Genomic DNA, 17,013 nt, shown 5'->3' on the forward strand with positions numbered 1-17,013 from the left:
TATTCGTACACCATCGAAGTATAGAGCAACAAACCAGACATGTACAACTTAGAGAACATGTCTAGTGGTTATTCGCTGAGCACAACCGTCCCGCAGTGACAGCGGGCCAAGTATTCGGGTTGGATGGGTAGGCAATACGCTTATCTAGCGTTTGCATATTAATATAATTCTCTTAATCCTATTCCTATGTAAATGGCCTACACCAAAGAGAGGCCACCATCAACGACAAGTGTATGGCCGACGATATAACTGGCTTTATCCGAGAGCAAAAACTCAATGGCATCAACAACCTCCTCCACGCGTGCAAACCGCTTGGCGGGTACTTGCTCTTCAACATCGAGTTTTATTGTTGGTTGATGAGTCTGTCGCTCGTCCCACCTTGGTGTCCACGTTACGCCCGGCGCCACAGCGTTAATACGGATATTATTTCTGATTGCCTCTAGCGCGACGGATTGTGTTAGCCCTTCGAGGGCATGCTTTGCCGCACTGTACATCGCTGCATTTGGCGTTGGTCGCAAGCCATTGATTGAGCTGACATTGACAATGGCTCCACCTGTCTCCATTAACTTAATTTGGTACTGCAAGCATTGAGCGTGTCCCCAGAAGTCATTATTTAGCGTTTCTTTCAACGCAAACATATCAACTTGATGATAAAGACCACCAGAACCTAACGCCGGTGAGGCATTATTGATTGCAATATCTAACTGACCATATTGCTCGCGGATATAACGGAAAAGCTGCTCTAGCGAAGCCTGATCGGCTAAATTAGCTTGTTGATAATCAACAGCTTTAAGTACAGGGTATTCAGTAACAGCTGCCTGCCACACGTCTAGGTTGCGCGAGCACGTGATCACTTTATAACCTGCCTCAACTAGCCGCAGAACACAGCCTAAACCGATTCCTTTCGAACCACCCGATACAAATGCCAATTTCGTCATAGCCACTCCTCAAAACGATATCCGCGACATCCTAGCGATCTGCCGGATGGTGGATCCCATCCATCACAGGAATGTTCTCCAACTCAAACGGATTGACGCCATCTAAACAAGCGATATTGAATCCAAACTCACTCGGATTGGAGCGACGTTGGTGATGGGTGTAAATGCCACAGCGTGAGCAGAAGTAGTGCTTAGCCGTGTGGGTATTAAAGGAATACACACTCAGTAACTCACTGCCGGCAACGACACGCAATTGTGCAAGTTTGACCGAGCCAACAATGGCGCCGCGGCGTCGACACATCGAGCAATCGCAGCGTCTGGGGTTTTCAATGCCATTGGGTAACGCGAGGGCTAACACAACCGCCCCGCAGTGACAACGGGCCAAGTGTTCGGGTTGGATGGATGTTTGACCGACTTGTTTTATCATGCGCTTCCCTGCTCAGTTTCATGATTATCAAGCGGATAGACTTTCTTAAAACGCTCTAATACCAAAGGGGATTGAGTTGTAAACGGCACGCCAAGTGCCAGCCCCTCTTGCTCAAAAAATGCCAGATGCGCCTGCCGCCACCACGCATAACTCTTGTCGCCTTCACCTTCCGCAGCGGCAAATTCAGCAGTCACTTGATCAAATGGACACTCGCTCACTTCAGTCACCTTAATAATACAAACCGGCTGCTGCGCCCAGTTAAGCACCACGGTTAAACGTCCGACTTGCGGGTAAGGTTCGTTTTCGATCTCGTAGCAAGCTTTTAAGCTGCACGATGCGCGTTTTATGCCTTGATCAATCAAACGGGCGCATTCGTTAGCATTGTATTCATCCGCGCAAAAGTACTCAGCAATTGTTTCAGGCACCGCCTGACGTTCTGCTTCACTTAAGGTGGCAAGGTAGGCGTTTAAAAATGCCTGTTGTTCTGTATTCATGAGCATCCTTGATTTTTCTACCTAATCCGCGATTTGCCACGTAGCGCGATCTAAACCGTAAATGGCATGGTCGACAATGCGTCCGTTTAAATTTTCAGCACGACGTATTACGCCTTCGAGTGTGAACCCTAAACGCTCACAGACCTTTCGGCTTGGCGTGTTTTCCGTTGCCGCCGATATCTGTACTTTTTCCATACCAAACTGGGTAAACGCCAGCTCAATGAGCTTAGCCACGGCTTGACTCACAATCCCTTTCCCTTGGTGCAAAGAGCTCAGCCAATAGCCAATTTCCACCTTTTTAAGCGACTGATTGATAGTGTTGTAACTCACACTGCCTACCAATTGACCCTGATAAATAATGCCACATACCAATGATTTACCTTCTGCATAATCGTGAAGGGATTTTTTAATAAAGCTCAAAAAGAACGCTTCATCATGGGCATGCGGTGGCCACACTAACCATTGGCTTAAATACTCCTGATCGCGGGTAACGATATCCAGATAAATCGGCGCAAAGCGTGTATTGATAAGTTCCAGTTTTAGGTCACGATTAACATCCAATGTAAACATACTTTCCTCATTATTAATGCGACACAATTGTCGACGTTTATTATTTTCAGTACGATTTATTCAATCATCCAATTCGCAGCGCCAGCTCCCGCCTCCTGAAAGCGAAGTTTTATCGGATAGGTGTCGCCACAGCCTTCGACAATCCATAACTCTCGCCACATTCTTGTGCCTACCTCACCTGATGGCATTTCGCGCACATAAGGCACAAATTCATCCGGCTGCTCACAGCCTTGTGATGCCACCGTAACCAGCACCCCTGTCATGGCATCTTGGATCAATTTTTGATTAGCTAGCGATCCTGCTTGGATTGCGCCTTCTGGCAGCGACTGCGCCATCGATGAAAAAGAGACAGCCAAAGCCCCAAACACGAGTAAAGCCCGTAGCCAATTAATCATACTCAAAAACGCCCTTAAAAAATGAGTCATCAACAATCTCAATGGAGGGTTCTAAAGACAACATTAAATCTCCATGAATATCAGCCACAAACACCTCTCCCACTCATCATATTGCGATAACCCCACCAATGCGTATTGGGTCGTTGCCGCTACTCATAGTTTTGCCAGTATTTGAATATGACTGTGAGCAACAAAGCCTAACGACTCGCAAAGGCGTCGGGAGGCAATATTTTCCCGGTTGGCACGATATCTGGCGACACGTCCCCTCTTTTCAACCTCTTTAACCCACCTTGAAATCAGTGCCTTGCCGACACCACGCTGACGATAGCTTGGTGTCACCAAGATAGACAGCGATTCAAAGGGCTCGACGCCACAATATGACGCAATGATCCCAACAGGCTGCCCTTCTAGATATGCCATATAGAAATAGTCTGAGTCCAGACTAAAATCCGCTTTAAATAATTCTTCCTCATCAAACCTTGTGATAAATTGTTCGATGCGTTCTTGATGCGCTTCAAGCGTGAGCTGATCAATCTCTACGTTTGATTTAGCGTCACAAATATGACCTGATAGATAATAGTCAATATCATCGATATAGACCTCAAACGCTTGAGAGTTCACATCGTCGATATAGTCATACAGCGATCGCAGCTTAGATTTTTCTAGGTGTGTGCGAACGTCTGCATTGCAGCTGACCAGTGTCAGGTTATCAGACGCATACAGAAACGCTAAGTCCTCTTCGCCGCCTCGTTTATAATAGTCACAACCAGTGAAAACATAATTGCTCTCAATATAATTCACGCCCAAACGCGCAAGCCAAGATTTATCAATGCTATCCATCGCTTTATACTCCATACTTAGTCAAAAGTGCCAGCTACGCGACACGCATTATTAGTCGTACTCTCCGCGATTGTATGCCGTTAAAATAGCACGAAGCCTAGTCAACTTAACTTCTGTAAGTAGTACTGAAAAAAAAGAAGCTATAGCCATTGAAACAAATGCACAACTAATTAAAAATTTACCATTACCTTCATATATGCCCGAAAGACCCAAAAATAAAGAAAAACAAGCGAAAACCGTTATAATAGAATCGTTCGTTTTTACTTTGCATTCATCGTCAGATATATCTTTTACTATCGAAACTGGGTTTGAGAGACCGTCAAGTCTAACTGAAACTTTTCCATTTTTTACTCTGGCCTTTAAACCATTACTTTTTAATAAATCGGCTAAATCTTCCATAATGAGTATTTCCATTTATATAATGACATAAATAAAAACGAGGGTCTTATTTTGATTATTTACATTCAGTTTAATACAATTTCCAATATAAGAGATTACTATATCGAGTTAATTCTTTATAGCGTTCCTACACTCCTGCGCGGGTACGAGTTATAAACCTAGTCTAAACTTAGTGCTTGACGAAACAATCGTTTTTGATGTTAATTATTTTATTGTGAGGAAGGCTATCACCACACCGATTACTATTAATAAAAGTGGTGTATAATATCCAAGTATGATTAAATATACTGGCTCACCTCGGAATAGCCTAGTTCTTAGCTTGTCACCAACCTTAGTCGTCACATAATAGTTGCCAACCCATCCTAAAAGAAAGCATAAGAAGCTCAGAATATTAGCCACACCACCTTGGAAAAAATATGTCAATCCTGCGGGTATAAGTAGTATTACAGGAGTATATGGAATTGATGCTAATGGCCCATAGCCCATATAAGTATTCGAAAATGCGTTAACGATACTAACCTTCCGAATACTAGCTAACTTCTGCTTCAATGATGGATTACAATCTTCGCATATAGGCTTTTCCAATCCTTTCGCTCTGTAATATCTTTCTTGGCTCGGTTTATGTTTCCACCCGCATTTAGGGCATGTATATGCCATTTCCGCTCAATATCCCTTACTATATGACTAATTCTTACCATTCCGCCCAGCTCAACTGCCTGTTTGGAGCCGACAAGCGGTGGGAAGCAGAGCACCGCGGATTCAACTGCGAAGTGCAACCGCTGGTTAAGTTTCGTCACCACCGATCTCGGACATCCGCAATAACTGGCTACTGCGGCGTACTGTCAGTACATCGATCTGATCTTTGACGCTGTATATTACCCGATACGATCCAAATATTAGCTCTCTGATGCGAGGAGCCCCCACCTCAGGAACCATACGCCCGCTTTTAGGAAAATCAGCCAATCGCTCGACCGCGGCAAATAAGTCATCAACCCACTGTATCGCAGCAGCTGGGTTATCTTCTGCAATATACAGAGCAATATCCTCAACACGCTCCAGCGCAAACGGCGACCAAACTATCTTCATCGAGCCAGCCTGCTCAGAACACGTGCCTTCGCATCTTCGTGTGCAATACCATCCCCAGAGGCTATCTGTTCTTCCGCCTTATATACATCTTCCAGTATCTCCAGACGTTCCTGCATCTTCTCGTACTCGCGAACATCCAACAGTACGGCAACACCACGGCCTCTTTGTGTCAGCACCATAGGACGACGCGTTTCATGGATCTGCTTTACAAATGTCGCTACACCTGCTCGAAATTCAGACAGAGGACGGATATCTTCATCTACTCGAACCCTTGACATGAAATCACCTTAGTACGTTTATGTGTACAACTAAGAGTACGTTACTGCCCGACAGCAGGCAAGGTGTTTATAGTGGTGTCCTATATTGAGTGAGAGAATTCAACAAACTCGGCCACGATCCCCACATCATGGCCGCACGTTGAGTGATGCTTGTCGTGAACTTACTGAACAAGTAAACCATGCGGTTGAGCAGTTTGACTCAGGAAACTCCGTTTTCGTTGAGCACCAGACAGCTAAATCTCGAATGGAGGAACGCAAAGCCAAAATCCGTCATCGAGGTAAGCAGTGATTGTATGGGAAAAAGCGTCACTTAATGATCGTGAAAAGATCTTTAAGTTTCTCTATGACTTCAACCCTGAGGCCGCAGAGAAAACTGACAGCCTCATTGAAGCAAAAGTAGAAAACTTGATTGAAAAACCGCCGATGGGAGCACAGCGAGATGGTATCCGCGGACGGTTACTCATCATTCCTGAAATTTCGATGATTGTCTCTTACTGGGCTGAGGACGATTTCATCCGAGTGATGCGTGTACTCCACCAGAAACAAAAATTCCCTACGGATTAATTGCTTTCTCTGGGGAATTAACGCTAATTACAGAGACGACTCAGTCTAGTTATCAAAGCAAGGGTCTCCCTGCTGATATGACCAAGATGGCGAAACCGCCAATAATCTTTCGTCGTCGCCAAACTTCAGACCTACCCAGCCCACCCAGATACAGCCTTCTTTTTCATAAGTTTCTTGGTCTGTGACAGACTCGAAAGTAGCAACAATTTCGGCCTTTTCCTGAGAGGCTGCCAGCTTGGGTATGGAAGCCATAAGCTGCGCCTGTGTTTCCTGAAGCTTATCGATTGAGTCATCCCGATAAGCTGCCGTGATACCAGAATCTATCGCTTGGTAAAACCAAAACGCATTGGTTCCGACCAGCAGAATGATTAAGACAAATATCGCGATTTTCATAGAGACTTATAACTCTAGGACTTGGGGTGACAACAGCCGTTTGTTAGGCACCCGAGCGCTGCGAAAAATGGTACAAACCTTCAATATCGGACGAACACAAAAGAGGCATTGCTTCTTTAATTTTCTCCAACGGCCAATCCCACCACCTCATCTCTAGTAACATTGAAATTTCCTGTTCTGAAAAGCGCTTCCTTATCGCTTTTGCGGGGTTGCCACCAACAATTGTATATGGCTCTACATCTTTGGTAACCAAAGCCCGACTGCCAATTACCGCTCCATGGCCAACCTTTACGCCGGGCATAATCATGGCCTCGGACCCAATCCACACGTCACTTCCTATAACGGTATCACCTGCCTTTTGGAAAGCATCAAATGATTCCGAAAATGCCGGCTCCTCACTCATATAGAAAAAAGGGAATGACGTCACCCAATCATATCGGTGACCTTGATTGCCAGCCATGATAAAAGAAGCTCCCGATCCGATAGAGCAAAAGCTTCCAATTATCAATTTATCGACGTCATCACGATCAGGCAGGAGATATCGAGCGCAATCATCAAATGAGTGTCCATGATAATAGCCTGAATAATAGCTATAGCGGCCGACCTTAATATTGGGGTTCTTAACTTGCTCTATCAGAGTTTTCCCCTTGAACGGGCTCTCAAAGTAATTTTTCATTTAATTTTACATCCAATCCAGAATGATAACGTTGCCTAACGCCTCAATCTAGCGAACTCCCTAATAGATATCAATTGAAACAACGAGGTAGACACGCATCCCTCTCTCTTATCGAATGGATTTCGCCAAAAACACACTCGATACAGACAGATTCAATAGCGATGCTAACGATGCGTGATGACAAAGTCCTACTACAAACACTGTCAAAACAGTGCCACAAATTTCGCAAAAAGCGGCTTATGTCTCTTACTCTTGCCACTAACACTTTCTCGACGCTGCTGATTTAACCCTCACCAATATTTAGTGATTGAAGACATACTCGTTTGTTATAAAATGCCTCAAATAAAGCGCTGAAACTTACCATTATTAGCTTTAAAGCCTAGCTTGCTAAACAAAGCTTGAGAGCGGAAGTTACCCTCATCAATATCTGCAAACAATTTTTCAACCCCCAATGATTTAGTATGAGAAAATAATAACAAAAGAGCTTCTGACATATACCCCTGTCGCCAGTATGATGAATTCAGTAAGCATCCGACCTCACAGGCGTCACCGTTATCACTAAAGCTATGTAAGCCACAGGTTCCAATAACTTTATTTGTCGCTTTCTCCATTACCGCCCATTCCAAAGATTCACCTGATTTCTCTAGTCGGACGACGCTTTCTAGCATCTGAACTATCATATCTTTCGATGTAAAAACTGGATCTGAGGCAAATTCCATTGTTTGATTATCACTATAAATCTCAAACAGATCGTTGCAATCCTTAGATTGAATAGACCTCAATATGATTCTACTTCCGTGTAAATCCGGCTTCATTTTTCTCCTTAATCGTATAACGCTCAATTAATTCACGGCGGCAAAACCAAGAACGACCGCATTGATTCCTATAAGATTGCTTCTCTTCAGGGGTGGTAACTTTCCGCTAGCTTATATCTATCCAAAAGCACTGAGAGCCACTCGCGATTTGCTTCGCCGCCGAACCAAAATTATGCGTCACGGCGCTGATTTGAAAGCCCATGTCTCCAATACCTTCAGTCAGTACAATCATCCCGCACCTAACCTCCAACTGCGCTATCCCTACGCCAGAGAGCTGGTTCACAACCGCTTCAACGGACAACAACGTTGCTTACCCCAAACTGAGCCTGAAGATAACTGGAAAACAAACGTTTAGCCTTCTTTTTGAGTGGCGCCTGCTTGGGTTAACCGAATAATGTCTAATGGCCCTGTCACTGGATTGGCAGGTAGCGGTAAGACCGCAGTAAGAGACCTTCTATATGTGTTTGCCGTAAGCAATGACTTAATGGCGGAAAGGACAGAACGAAGTAGACGACTTTGTTGTTCGAGAGCATTGGTTGCTGGCGTAGCCAAAAAAATGCTATTGCCTATTGGCCTCATATGTGTTACGCAAACTTCCACGTGAGAGCCTTAGCCTCATGCTCTTTAATAAAGCTATCTTTATGGCGGCAATATACATCTATGTCATTGTTGCAGATTGCTGCACCCGTTTTCTTTAACACACCATACTCATCGGCCACTTCAGGAAAAGCAATAAGATACTCTTTAAAAGCAATGTGTCTTTGCGCTTCATGTGAACCTGTTAGAAAGGCGTGGACTTGATGAGTTCGTTGAACCCCACCTTTTTGAAAGTAGCGCCTACCCGGGATACCAAACTCACCTTTAGCGAGATAACCCAACGATTCCATCAGGTAGCTTTGCTCATCCAGCTCACTGAGACATTTAACTTCAAGCAGAATATCTATAATTGGTTTCGCACATAAACCTTCCACTGAAGTGCTACCGATGTGATGAACTCCCACCACATTTTCTTTGCTTAACGCATTACAGATTAGCGCTTTTTCTCGATTAAAATCATCAGCCCACGACGACTGAAAATCTACGACTTCAATTTTCCTTAAACTCACGTCTATCTCCATTTGCCTGAGGCTAGCCTAAGGGGCTGGCAACGCATAACAACCAAAACCAACAACTGTAATACGGTGGCTCAATGGGACTGGAAACACCATGCGTTGACAGAAGCTGCTTAAGTTTATTGTTATAATAACGGTTTCCTCGATGCTGATGTTTATGCCTTACCCCGCTCGAAAGCTAAAATATTCTCGAATGCTATTTTGAAGTAAAGCTCATAGCTGTTTTGCTCTACATACCCTAAATGTGGGGTAGCCGTTACGTTAGGTAACGATAATAAAGGTTCGCTATCAAGCGATGCTGGTTCATTGTCAAATACATCAACGGCAGCTCGCTTAGTTGGGGTCGCCACCAGTTCGTTGTATAACGCAGAGGTCGCGACAAGCTCTGAGCGACTAATATTTACAAATAAAGAGTCAGGCTTCATTAAGCTTAAGTCCTGAGCTGTTACACACGCCCTAGTTACCTCATTCAAACGTAAGTGAAGTGATACAATATCCGAACCAGAGAAAAATGCTTCCTTTGACGCAGCGGCCTCAAAGTCGTGTTCAATTGCAAGATTTCTTGATTGCGCACTCCCCCAAACAACCACTGACATTTCAAATGCTTTTGCATATTGAGCAATTCGTTGTCCAATTTTTCCGTAGCCCCAAATACCAAGCTTCAAACCCTTTAGAGTACGACCTAAACCAAGCACTCCAGAGTTTTGCCATTTATCATTTTGGAGATTAGCTGAATAAGTTGGTACGTGGCGACTTGCCGCCATAATCAGTGCCCAAGCTAATTCCGAAGGAGCAACAGGAGAGCCACGCCCCTCAAATACCTTTACTCCATATTTTTCGCATAAGCGGACATCAATATGATTGCTAACTTTACCTGTTTGACTGATGACTTTAAGGTTAGGTAACTGTGCAAGCAGTGACTCTGTAATGACTGTACGTTCTCGTATTAAAACAAGACACTCTGTGTGCTTTAGCTTAGCGACCAACTCCGACTCAGGAAATGTTTCGTTCAAAATAGACACATCGTGATGTGATAGTAATTCGAAACAATCTAACGTTCTCACCACATCCTGATAGTCATCTAAAACTGTTACGTTCACGAAAATCTCCCTGTTGTTATAATGCCGCGTTGGTAGTCAGCAGCGCTTACACCTGACCTAAACCATTACACCTTAACCACAAAATTCAATCTAAGCTGAGAATGACACGCGTTGCGAATCACTCTTAAACAGTTTGTATTGTTATGTTCGTAACTTTTGTAGTCCTCGAATCGCCCTGTTAGTCGACTCTACCAAGTCAGCCCGTTTCAATTTTTCTCGAATTGCCAATGCTTCTATGAACTGTTGCTCTGCCAGTTTATAGTTGCCAACCTCAACGTTCAATTTACCCAAATGCTGCAAGCTAAAGCTCAAAGAAAGCTCACAAGCAAAGTCCTGGCTTTTTAAGAATGCTTTTTCAGCGCCAATCATGTCACCTGAATATTGCAGAGCTATACCTGAAGTATGGGTTGACCAGAACTTGTTCTTAACACTAGACGTTGAAGTATGCACTTTGAAAGCCATCCGATAAGCTAACCTACAAAGCCCAATGATTCGTAAACAATCGGCGATCAAGATTAGCTGCCATTCTAGCTTCTCTTTTTTGTTAGAAAGCTTGAATACGAGGGCTTTATACAGCCCTACAACAAGTTTTTGAAAAACGCCAAAAGTTACCCTGTCCCTTTGATATTCCACCATGTCCTCCAAGAACATAACGCCTGCTTAAGGGGCAGACAACGCTACTACCAACTTACTGCATAACGCCGTAATCACAAAAACCAACGCATAGTAAAAATGCCACGCGTTGCGAATGATGTTGATCCACTTTAACGGACACGTCTTTCTTTAAGTACATTGTTTTTCAAAGGTTGCTATTAAGTCTTTGATTAAGCTCCCATAAGGCTATTCTGTTTGAGTCATATTTCAAAAGTTCACTCGCCTCTTGAAAACCACACCAACGAAATTTTGTATGCTCATTTGATAGCTGAGGCTCAGTAGACACCCGAACCGAAAAAGAATATTCAGGCACAACAAACTGATGATTAGTCCAATTTTCATGACCAGCATAGTACACTTTTGGGAGCATACACATTGAGTCCAATTGCTGCCAAGCACAGCCAATTAAACTAGTTTCTTCTTTAAGTTCACGCTTTGCTGCCTCGAGAATGGATTCACTATCTTCACCACCGCCTGAAATAGCTTGCCATGCACCATTATCACTTCGTTTTCCGATTAAATAACGAGGTTGTTCATTGAGTATTTGATACGGAAATACTAATACTTGAAATGGTGCTCTCATTGATTTTTCCTCTACTCGCATAACGCCTACAATAAGGTGTGCCACGTTGAACTAACCAAGCGCACCGGACTCTCTACCAAAAATACCGAGTGTAATGCATCACCTTGATTGTTTTGATACTCATTGAGCCTTCTCCTCCAGCTTAACCAGCAGGCTAAGCTGGAAGGCGACAAATCCAAAAAGGAGAAGACTCAATGAGATTTTATAACCAACAGCACGATTATTACTGCGGCATCGATCTGCATGCGCGCATTCTTTACGTCTGTATCATTGATTCTGCGGGTAACACCGTGGTTCATAAGAAAGTTGACGCCAACCCTGACGCACTCTTAGACACTCTTGCGCCCTTTCAAGACCAAATTGTTGTCGACATCGAGTGTATGCATTGCTGGTATTGGGTTAGTGACCTTTGTCGCGATAGACGGCAGTAAGAGACCTTCTATATGTGTTTGCCGTAAGCAATGACTTAATGGCGGAAATGACAGAACGAAGTAGACGACTTTGCTGTTCGAGAGCATTGGCTGCTGCGCAGTCAAAAAAATGCTATTGCCTATTGACCGGAGGAGGGCTCATATGTGTTAGGCAGCGCTACCACACAACTTTTCCACACTCACTTTGTTCAGCCGTCAAGCTCAGAACTTTAGCTTGGTAGTCGCGGACTTTAATCGGAATAAAACTAAAGTCTGCATTATTGCCATCATCGTCAGAGCAATGACCTGTATATAACCATATTTCGGGGAAATCCAACGACTCGCAATATTCTGAGACACTAGGTAACACAGAGTAAAAGTCATCCATTTCGAATGACATAGTACGGTTATCAATAATGAGCACTGTTTGCTCTTTACCCTCATGTCTCTTCGATGCCTTTTTTGAAATGCTATCCAAAAGCACTTTTTCAACAGTATCAACTTGATAAGGTAGCTTACTAATAAACAAGGCCCTTTCATTTGAAAACAAAGGGTTAAGGACTAGATTATTTTCATCAACACCTGCTTGTACAAACCCTTGAGCAATACTATTAATATCATCACGTGGAAAAAGTTTCCCTAGTTTAATAAGCTCGTGCAGGGGTATCTCTTTTTCCTGTGCCCACTTAGTGTAACGTTCTTCACTAGAGTAATTATTAAACACTTTATATGACTCAGCGATTGACGTTATTTCAATATTAAACTTTGAATTGTCGCTTGTTTCAATTTGAAAGTCCCAAGGTGCATCTCGAGAAATCAGATTAATACCTAAGTCATTGTTACAAAAATGCTTAACAAAATGGCGTAGATAATGTGTAAAAATAAGTGTTTCTCTATGAAAAGGGTCGATGACATCTAGAACAATTTTTTCCATAGCAGTTCCATCCCTTTTTATATAGTACACTCGTTTGTAGTTGTTCTTATCTTCTAGATCACACTCAGGATAGAAACTACTTTTTATCTTACTCAAATCGAATACCTCGAAGCTACTTTCGATGCCTAACGCCGGCGTAACGGGCCGGTTTGTGGAGCGGCAGCGGAACAAAGCGGTCCCGTTAACGCATTGGTTAGCTTTTTTTGGTGTAATGTTTATCAAACTCTTTGAGTATGTTGGGATTAAAGAAAACTTTGCTACCACTATCTGGATTAGATGGATTATACAATCTTTTGTGGCAGTATTTTTCATTATCTTCGTGGGACTTTCTAATTCTATGATAGTCTGCGTTAGCCTTAAAATCAGAGTATCTTTTTTTGAGGCGAGTGGTTAAAACATCGTAGTCCCAAGGATACTTATCCATTATCTCTTCTTCTGCAAGACGAACAACTGGGGCCTTTGCGTCATTTGTAATTTGAATAGGGACGCCAGAACCGCTTTTAACTTTCTTAAAGTTTACATCGATTCGGAGTGAAAGATTATAGTCAGAAAGTGACTCGTCATCGTACTCTTTCTCTATTGAGTCAATATACTCTAAAATCTTCTTCTCCGATGCATTAAGAGTTTCTCCATTAACGGAATCAAACCCTCTAAAAAAGGCCATAGGCATTAGATAAAAATTATATTTATCGAGCACTGGACCGAACCATTCTTGCACTAAATGCAAGTAGTTTTGCAGCGAAGCCGTGCCAATTTCCTGAACTTTTATAGCCAAAGTTAAGTCATCGTTTATGAAATAGATTGAGTTATCGCGTATTTCCGTAAGCGCTGCAATGTTGGTTTTTACCGCTTTATTAACCTTCACCCCATAGTCTTCAATTATGATCCTATGTGCTTCAAACAGGCTAACTGACATAGGATTCCCAGCTCTATTGGTTTTAATATATCTCTTTTTTGATTTCTTTCCTGTCTTTAATTGCCGGTGCTCCCATACGTACAAACTTGTGACTTGGTTTCTAGCAAGTTGGAGTACTTTTGCTTTAAACAGAAGCTCCCAAGAATTTATACATAAGACGGAAAAAGTTTCCGCTCTGTAGTTGAAGTCCGGCTTGTTGTATATCTCGATGGCAGAAAGCATCGCTGCGATAGACTTATCGAGCATAGTCCTTGCTCGTGACTTCATACTCCCTCCATAAAGCTAACGCCCAACTAAAGGGCAAAAACCAAAACCTATCAACTCAACTGAACCTGCCGTACCCCAAAAACAAACCAAACCAAAAATTCCGCGTATTTTTGTCCCTTTGAGTTGTTTGTTATACGAGCTCTTTCTGGATGCTTGAAAGATATGCAAAATGTTTGTACTCAACGGGTATGTTACGTCCAACGCTCAATTCGCGATAGCTAAATTTCAGTGCACATGCCCCTAAAGCTGCCACATTAAGCCCTTGCATATATGGTTGATAATTTTCTGGCAAATAACCATTACCTAACATCATTGCATTACTAACACCAAACCATGGATCAGTAGCTATTGCCGTTAAGGAACGCTTAACTCTTTTAAAGCCAGTTTCTTTCATAACGCGATTGAAATCATTTAAATCGCGATGAAGTTTATTAATTGCTTTGTTCTTTCGTTTAGGTATGTCTTGGCTTGTAACTACAGTATCTAAAATTGAATCCATGGCATCACGTAACGCTAAAAGCTCTGGTAACCTCTTATTCTTAAAGTCAATAATTTCTGGAAGAGGGACGTCACCTGTTGGAATTTGGATAGCATTATACAATTCAAATTCTAAACACCCCTGCGTTTTTGCATATTGCTGAGGAACAATTAGTTTATCCGTTGGCTGGGCAATACTCCACTCTTCATTTTCAAATTTGTTGTTTTCTTCGTAAGCTGCCATTTGAGTTGCTAGTGGTAAAAATCCATTTTGATCACCTCGTAACTCACGAAATCGTACCGCTGTAGATTTAGCAATCCCTTCCTGAATGAGGAAATCAACATCCTGGCCACCACCAATATGAATCATATTATTTGTTGGATAATCTATCTTGTCCCAAAAAAGAAGGTAGTTTCTGAGATTTATCGGCTCAACTGAGCCATTCATTTGTAATCCATGCCCATTATTCGAAATTGAATAATTTGGAGTAATTATTATACCGCGATCCATTTCACCTCCTGCTCGTATAACGCTTTGTTAAGGGGTGAGCCAACGCAACACCGATGTCTCCGCATACCACCTTAATCATTAAAACCAACGCATAGTAAAAATGCCACGCGTTGCGAATCCCTCTTGAACAACTTGATACTCATTGAGCCTTCTCCTCCAGCTTAACCAGCAGGCTAAGCTGGAAGGCGACAAATCCAAAAAGGAGAAGACTCGATGAAATTTTATAACCAACAGCACGATTATTACTGCGGCATCGATCTGCATGCGCGCATTCTTTATGTCTGTATCATTGATTCTGCGGGTAACACCGTGGTTCATAAGAAAGTTGACGCCAACCCCGACGCACTCTTAGACACTCTTGCGCCCTTTCAAGACCACATTGTTGTCGGCGTCGAGTGTATGCATTGCTGGTATTGGGTGAGTGACCTTTGTCTCGATTACGCCTTTGACTTTGTGCTCGGCCATGCCTTGTACATGAAAGCCATTCACGGCGGCAAAACCAAAAACGACCGCATTGATTCCTATAAGACTGCTTCTCTTCAGGGGTGGTAACTTTCCGCTAGCTTATATCTATCCAAAAGCAATGAGGGCCACTCGCGATTTGCTTCGCCGCCGAACCAAAATCATGCGTCACGGCGCTGATTTGAAAGCCCATGTCTCCAATACCTTCAGTCAGTACAATCCCGAATAATGTCTAATGGCCCTGTCACAGGATTGGCAGGTAGCGGTAAGACCGCAGTAAGAGACCTTCTATATGTGTTTGCCGTAAGCAATGACTTAATGGCGGAAATGACAGAACGAAGTAGACGACTTTGTTGTTCGATAACCTTGGCTGCTGGCGTAGCCAAAAAAATACTATTGCCTATTGACCGGAGAAGGACTCATATGTGTTATACCACTAATTTACCCGATAGATCGTCAAAGCATATTCATCGTATTTTTCCAATGGATTATTTTCAAATTCAAATAGATCATACGTAAAATCAAAGATACTTATATATTTTACATCATGAAAAGTATACTCCCATTCATCATCGAGTTTATGCCCTTTACTTTTGACTGCACTACTAATTAATTCATAAAAGTAGAAGTTTTCACTCAACATCTCAAACTCATGGTTACTCATCGAAAATTTACAAGTAAATTGAATTTTAACTTTTCCAGAGACAGTAAAATGCTGCCAATTTATATCTTGCTCAATGGTAGGCTCATCTACTATTTGACTATAGATAGATCCTTTATTTACCTCTGGTTCAAACCATAATTCACCGTAAAGTTCATCTTTATACAAAATCCCATCAATAATGTTAGCAACCATTTCATCAAAAAACGTTTCTAGATCAGAGCTATCAATTTTAAGAGATTTGAATGAACTATGACCCTCATGTAATTTTTGTATTATCGAAGGTAAACTCTCAGACACAAAGCGATTTTCACTCTCATAGTCAGTATGTATAGAGCTGATAGAGTCTTTATTGATTTTATTCGTATAGTCTTTGACGTTTTTGGTATATATAACAGACTCATTCCCATTGACATGCTCTAACACTGACATTGTTAGTAAAAAATCTTTATAGCCTCTTTCCATGTCCTTGTTAATAAATGGATATTTAGCATCGTACATTTTATTAACCACATTTTGATGGGAGATTTTGCAATAGGGAATAACATCAATTGATTTATCATTGATAAAATCGCTCAATACCTTCGAGTAGTATTCCTCTCTAGTAGATACCTCTTTGATCAGCTTATCAAAAGGAAAGTTATTTATATATCGATCATTCAGGAGTCGAGTTATATCTCTCTTTGATGTTTCTAGATTTCCAATAGCAGTCTTAAATGCTTTTCTATATTGACCTAAACATTCATCAATAACTATTTGGGGAATACAAACATTAACTTTATACAAACTACATATTTTGATGATTTTCCTTAAATCTTTACTTCTAAAGTCATAGTCCTTATGAAGAATGTTAGTGTCTAATATTAAATTTTTTATCATCATTAATCCCAAATTTACCAGCGTAACAGTGGTATAACGCCAAATTAAGGTGTGAACAACGCTAACCACCTACTTAAAGCATTGTGCCATAAACACTAAAATTGCTTGAAGTAAGAGCGATTAGCGTTGTGAATCACCCATAAATTCTATTGTTAGTTGTGAAACTTACCAC

General features: G+C 42.1%; 22 protein-coding genes and 3 pseudogenes. 5 read left to right on the top strand and 20 right to left on the bottom strand.

What is annotated here, in order from left to right:
* Positions 1 to 197 precede the first annotated feature (197 nt).
* From E8E00_RS08095 to E8E00_RS08140, 9 genes are all read right to left on the bottom strand, one after another.
* Positions 198 to 938 carry an SDR family NAD(P)-dependent oxidoreductase gene (locus E8E00_RS08095; RefSeq protein WP_096627920.1) on the bottom strand — a complete coding sequence of 247 codons (741 nt, stop codon included), beginning with the start codon at positions 936 to 938 and terminating at the stop codon, positions 198 to 200.
* 31 nt (positions 939 to 969) lie between these two features.
* On the bottom strand, positions 970 to 1,365 hold the full coding sequence (locus E8E00_RS08100; RefSeq protein ID WP_096627917.1) for a GFA family protein: 396 nt from the start codon (positions 1,363 to 1,365) through the stop codon (positions 970 to 972).
* Entirely contained in the window at positions 1,362 to 1,859 is a 498-nt protein-coding gene (locus E8E00_RS08105; RefSeq protein ID WP_096627914.1) for an ASCH domain-containing protein, read from the bottom strand. The genes E8E00_RS08100 and E8E00_RS08105 overlap by 4 nt, the downstream gene beginning before the upstream one ends.
* Positions 1,860 to 1,880: 21 nt before the next feature.
* The gene (locus tag E8E00_RS08110; protein WP_096627911.1) at positions 1,881 to 2,429 is read right to left on the bottom strand and encodes a GNAT family N-acetyltransferase; all 549 of its coding nucleotides are present in this window, start codon (positions 2,427 to 2,429) and stop codon (positions 1,881 to 1,883) included.
* A gap of 56 nt (positions 2,430 to 2,485) precedes the next feature.
* Positions 2,486 to 2,824 carry a hypothetical protein gene (locus tag E8E00_RS08115; RefSeq protein ID WP_096627908.1) on the bottom strand — a complete coding sequence of 113 codons (339 nt, stop codon included), beginning with the start codon at positions 2,822 to 2,824 and terminating at the stop codon, positions 2,486 to 2,488.
* Positions 2,825 to 2,977: 153 nt separating this feature from the next.
* Positions 2,978 to 3,664: a GNAT family N-acetyltransferase gene (locus tag E8E00_RS08120; protein WP_168174029.1), complete on the bottom strand. Its 687-nt coding sequence runs from the start codon at positions 3,662 to 3,664 to the stop codon at positions 2,978 to 2,980.
* 51 nt (positions 3,665 to 3,715) lie between these two features.
* Positions 3,716 to 4,063 carry a hypothetical protein gene (locus E8E00_RS08125; RefSeq protein ID WP_096627902.1) on the bottom strand — a complete coding sequence of 116 codons (348 nt, stop codon included), beginning with the start codon at positions 4,061 to 4,063 and terminating at the stop codon, positions 3,716 to 3,718.
* Between the two features lie 783 nt (positions 4,064 to 4,846).
* Positions 4,847 to 5,149: a type II toxin-antitoxin system RelE/ParE family toxin gene (locus tag E8E00_RS08135; protein ID WP_096627896.1), complete on the bottom strand. Its 303-nt coding sequence runs from the start codon at positions 5,147 to 5,149 to the stop codon at positions 4,847 to 4,849.
* Complete coding sequence (locus tag E8E00_RS08140; protein ID WP_096627893.1) at positions 5,146 to 5,427, bottom strand: type II toxin-antitoxin system Phd/YefM family antitoxin; 282 nt, start codon at positions 5,425 to 5,427, stop codon at positions 5,146 to 5,148. The genes E8E00_RS08135 and E8E00_RS08140 overlap by 4 nt, the downstream gene beginning before the upstream one ends.
* Before the next feature lie 82 nt (positions 5,428 to 5,509).
* Between E8E00_RS08140 and E8E00_RS17495 the strand changes: the two genes are divergently transcribed.
* Positions 5,510 to 5,716, top strand: a complete 207-nt coding sequence (locus E8E00_RS17495) for a hypothetical protein (RefSeq protein ID WP_371414233.1) — start codon at positions 5,510 to 5,512, stop codon at positions 5,714 to 5,716.
* A complete protein-coding gene (locus E8E00_RS08150) occupies positions 5,713 to 5,991 on the top strand; it encodes a type II toxin-antitoxin system RelE/ParE family toxin (protein WP_096627890.1) in 279 nt (92 codons plus the stop codon). Before E8E00_RS17495 ends, E8E00_RS08150 begins: the two co-directional genes overlap by 4 nt.
* A gap of 45 nt (positions 5,992 to 6,036) precedes the next feature.
* Here E8E00_RS08150 and E8E00_RS08155 read toward each other — a convergent pair whose 3' ends face one another.
* From E8E00_RS08155 to E8E00_RS08165, 3 genes are all read right to left on the bottom strand, one after another.
* The gene (locus E8E00_RS08155) at positions 6,037 to 6,384 is read right to left on the bottom strand and encodes a hypothetical protein (protein WP_096627887.1); all 348 of its coding nucleotides are present in this window, start codon (positions 6,382 to 6,384) and stop codon (positions 6,037 to 6,039) included.
* Between the two features lie 43 nt (positions 6,385 to 6,427).
* Positions 6,428 to 7,060 (bottom strand): type B chloramphenicol O-acetyltransferase, encoded by a 633-nt coding sequence (catB, locus tag E8E00_RS08160; RefSeq protein WP_096627884.1) that lies wholly within the window; start codon positions 7,058 to 7,060, stop codon positions 6,428 to 6,430.
* A gap of 338 nt (positions 7,061 to 7,398) precedes the next feature.
* Positions 7,399 to 7,875, bottom strand: coding sequence for a GNAT family N-acetyltransferase (locus tag E8E00_RS08165; RefSeq protein ID WP_096627880.1), 477 nt, complete (start codon positions 7,873 to 7,875; stop codon positions 7,399 to 7,401).
* A gap of 30 nt (positions 7,876 to 7,905) precedes the next feature.
* On the opposite strand from E8E00_RS08165, the pseudogene E8E00_RS17310 reads away from it, so the two are divergent.
* Positions 7,906 to 8,167: pseudogene (locus E8E00_RS17310) on the top strand (IS110 family transposase); the annotation flags it as partial.
* Positions 8,168 to 8,459: 292 nt separating this feature from the next.
* On the opposite strand, the gene E8E00_RS08175 reads toward E8E00_RS17310, so the two are convergent.
* The 4 genes from E8E00_RS08175 to E8E00_RS08195 all read right to left on the bottom strand — a co-directional run bounded on the left by E8E00_RS08175 (position 8,460) and on the right by E8E00_RS08195 (position 11,324).
* The gene (locus tag E8E00_RS08175; RefSeq protein ID WP_077640757.1) at positions 8,460 to 8,981 is read right to left on the bottom strand and encodes a GrpB family protein; all 522 of its coding nucleotides are present in this window, start codon (positions 8,979 to 8,981) and stop codon (positions 8,460 to 8,462) included.
* A 161-nt stretch (positions 8,982 to 9,142) separates the two neighbouring features.
* Positions 9,143 to 10,087, bottom strand: a complete 945-nt coding sequence (locus tag E8E00_RS08180; protein WP_069591324.1) for a D-2-hydroxyacid dehydrogenase family protein — start codon at positions 10,085 to 10,087, stop codon at positions 9,143 to 9,145.
* Between the two features lie 141 nt (positions 10,088 to 10,228).
* A complete protein-coding gene (locus E8E00_RS08185; RefSeq protein WP_096627877.1) occupies positions 10,229 to 10,738 on the bottom strand; it encodes a hypothetical protein in 510 nt (169 codons plus the stop codon).
* Positions 10,739 to 10,886: 148 nt separating this feature from the next.
* Positions 10,887 to 11,324 (bottom strand): NUDIX pyrophosphatase, encoded by a 438-nt coding sequence (locus E8E00_RS08195; RefSeq protein WP_096627874.1) that lies wholly within the window; start codon positions 11,322 to 11,324, stop codon positions 10,887 to 10,889.
* A 194-nt stretch (positions 11,325 to 11,518) separates the two neighbouring features.
* Between E8E00_RS08195 and E8E00_RS08200 the strand changes: the two are divergent.
* A pseudogene (locus E8E00_RS08200) lies at positions 11,519 to 11,743 on the top strand (IS110 family transposase); the annotation flags it as partial.
* A 169-nt stretch (positions 11,744 to 11,912) separates the two neighbouring features.
* On the opposite strand, the gene E8E00_RS08205 reads toward E8E00_RS08200, so the two are convergent.
* The 3 genes from E8E00_RS08205 to E8E00_RS08215 form a co-directional block, all read right to left on the bottom strand.
* Complete coding sequence (locus E8E00_RS08205) at positions 11,913 to 12,668, bottom strand: hypothetical protein (protein WP_096627871.1); 756 nt, start codon at positions 12,666 to 12,668, stop codon at positions 11,913 to 11,915.
* Positions 12,669 to 12,861: 193 nt separating this feature from the next.
* Complete coding sequence (locus E8E00_RS08210; RefSeq protein ID WP_096627869.1) at positions 12,862 to 13,851, bottom strand: DUF3644 domain-containing protein; 990 nt, start codon at positions 13,849 to 13,851, stop codon at positions 12,862 to 12,864.
* 130 nt (positions 13,852 to 13,981) lie between these two features.
* Positions 13,982 to 14,839, bottom strand: coding sequence for a DUF6236 family protein (locus E8E00_RS08215; protein ID WP_096627866.1), 858 nt, complete (start codon positions 14,837 to 14,839; stop codon positions 13,982 to 13,984).
* A gap of 213 nt (positions 14,840 to 15,052) precedes the next feature.
* On the opposite strand from E8E00_RS08215, the pseudogene E8E00_RS08225 reads away from it, so the two are divergent.
* Positions 15,053 to 15,521: pseudogene (locus tag E8E00_RS08225) on the top strand (transposase); the annotation flags it as partial.
* A gap of 216 nt (positions 15,522 to 15,737) precedes the next feature.
* Here E8E00_RS08225 and E8E00_RS08230 read toward each other — a convergent pair.
* Complete coding sequence (locus tag E8E00_RS08230; protein ID WP_096627861.1) at positions 15,738 to 16,844, bottom strand: PIN domain-containing protein; 1,107 nt, start codon at positions 16,842 to 16,844, stop codon at positions 15,738 to 15,740.
* Between the last annotated feature and the right edge of the window lie 169 nt (positions 16,845 to 17,013).

The sequence above is a fragment of the Salinivibrio sp. YCSC6 genome, assembly GCF_004916735.1.
Lineage (GTDB): Bacteria > Pseudomonadota > Gammaproteobacteria > Enterobacterales > Vibrionaceae > Salinivibrio > Salinivibrio proteolyticus.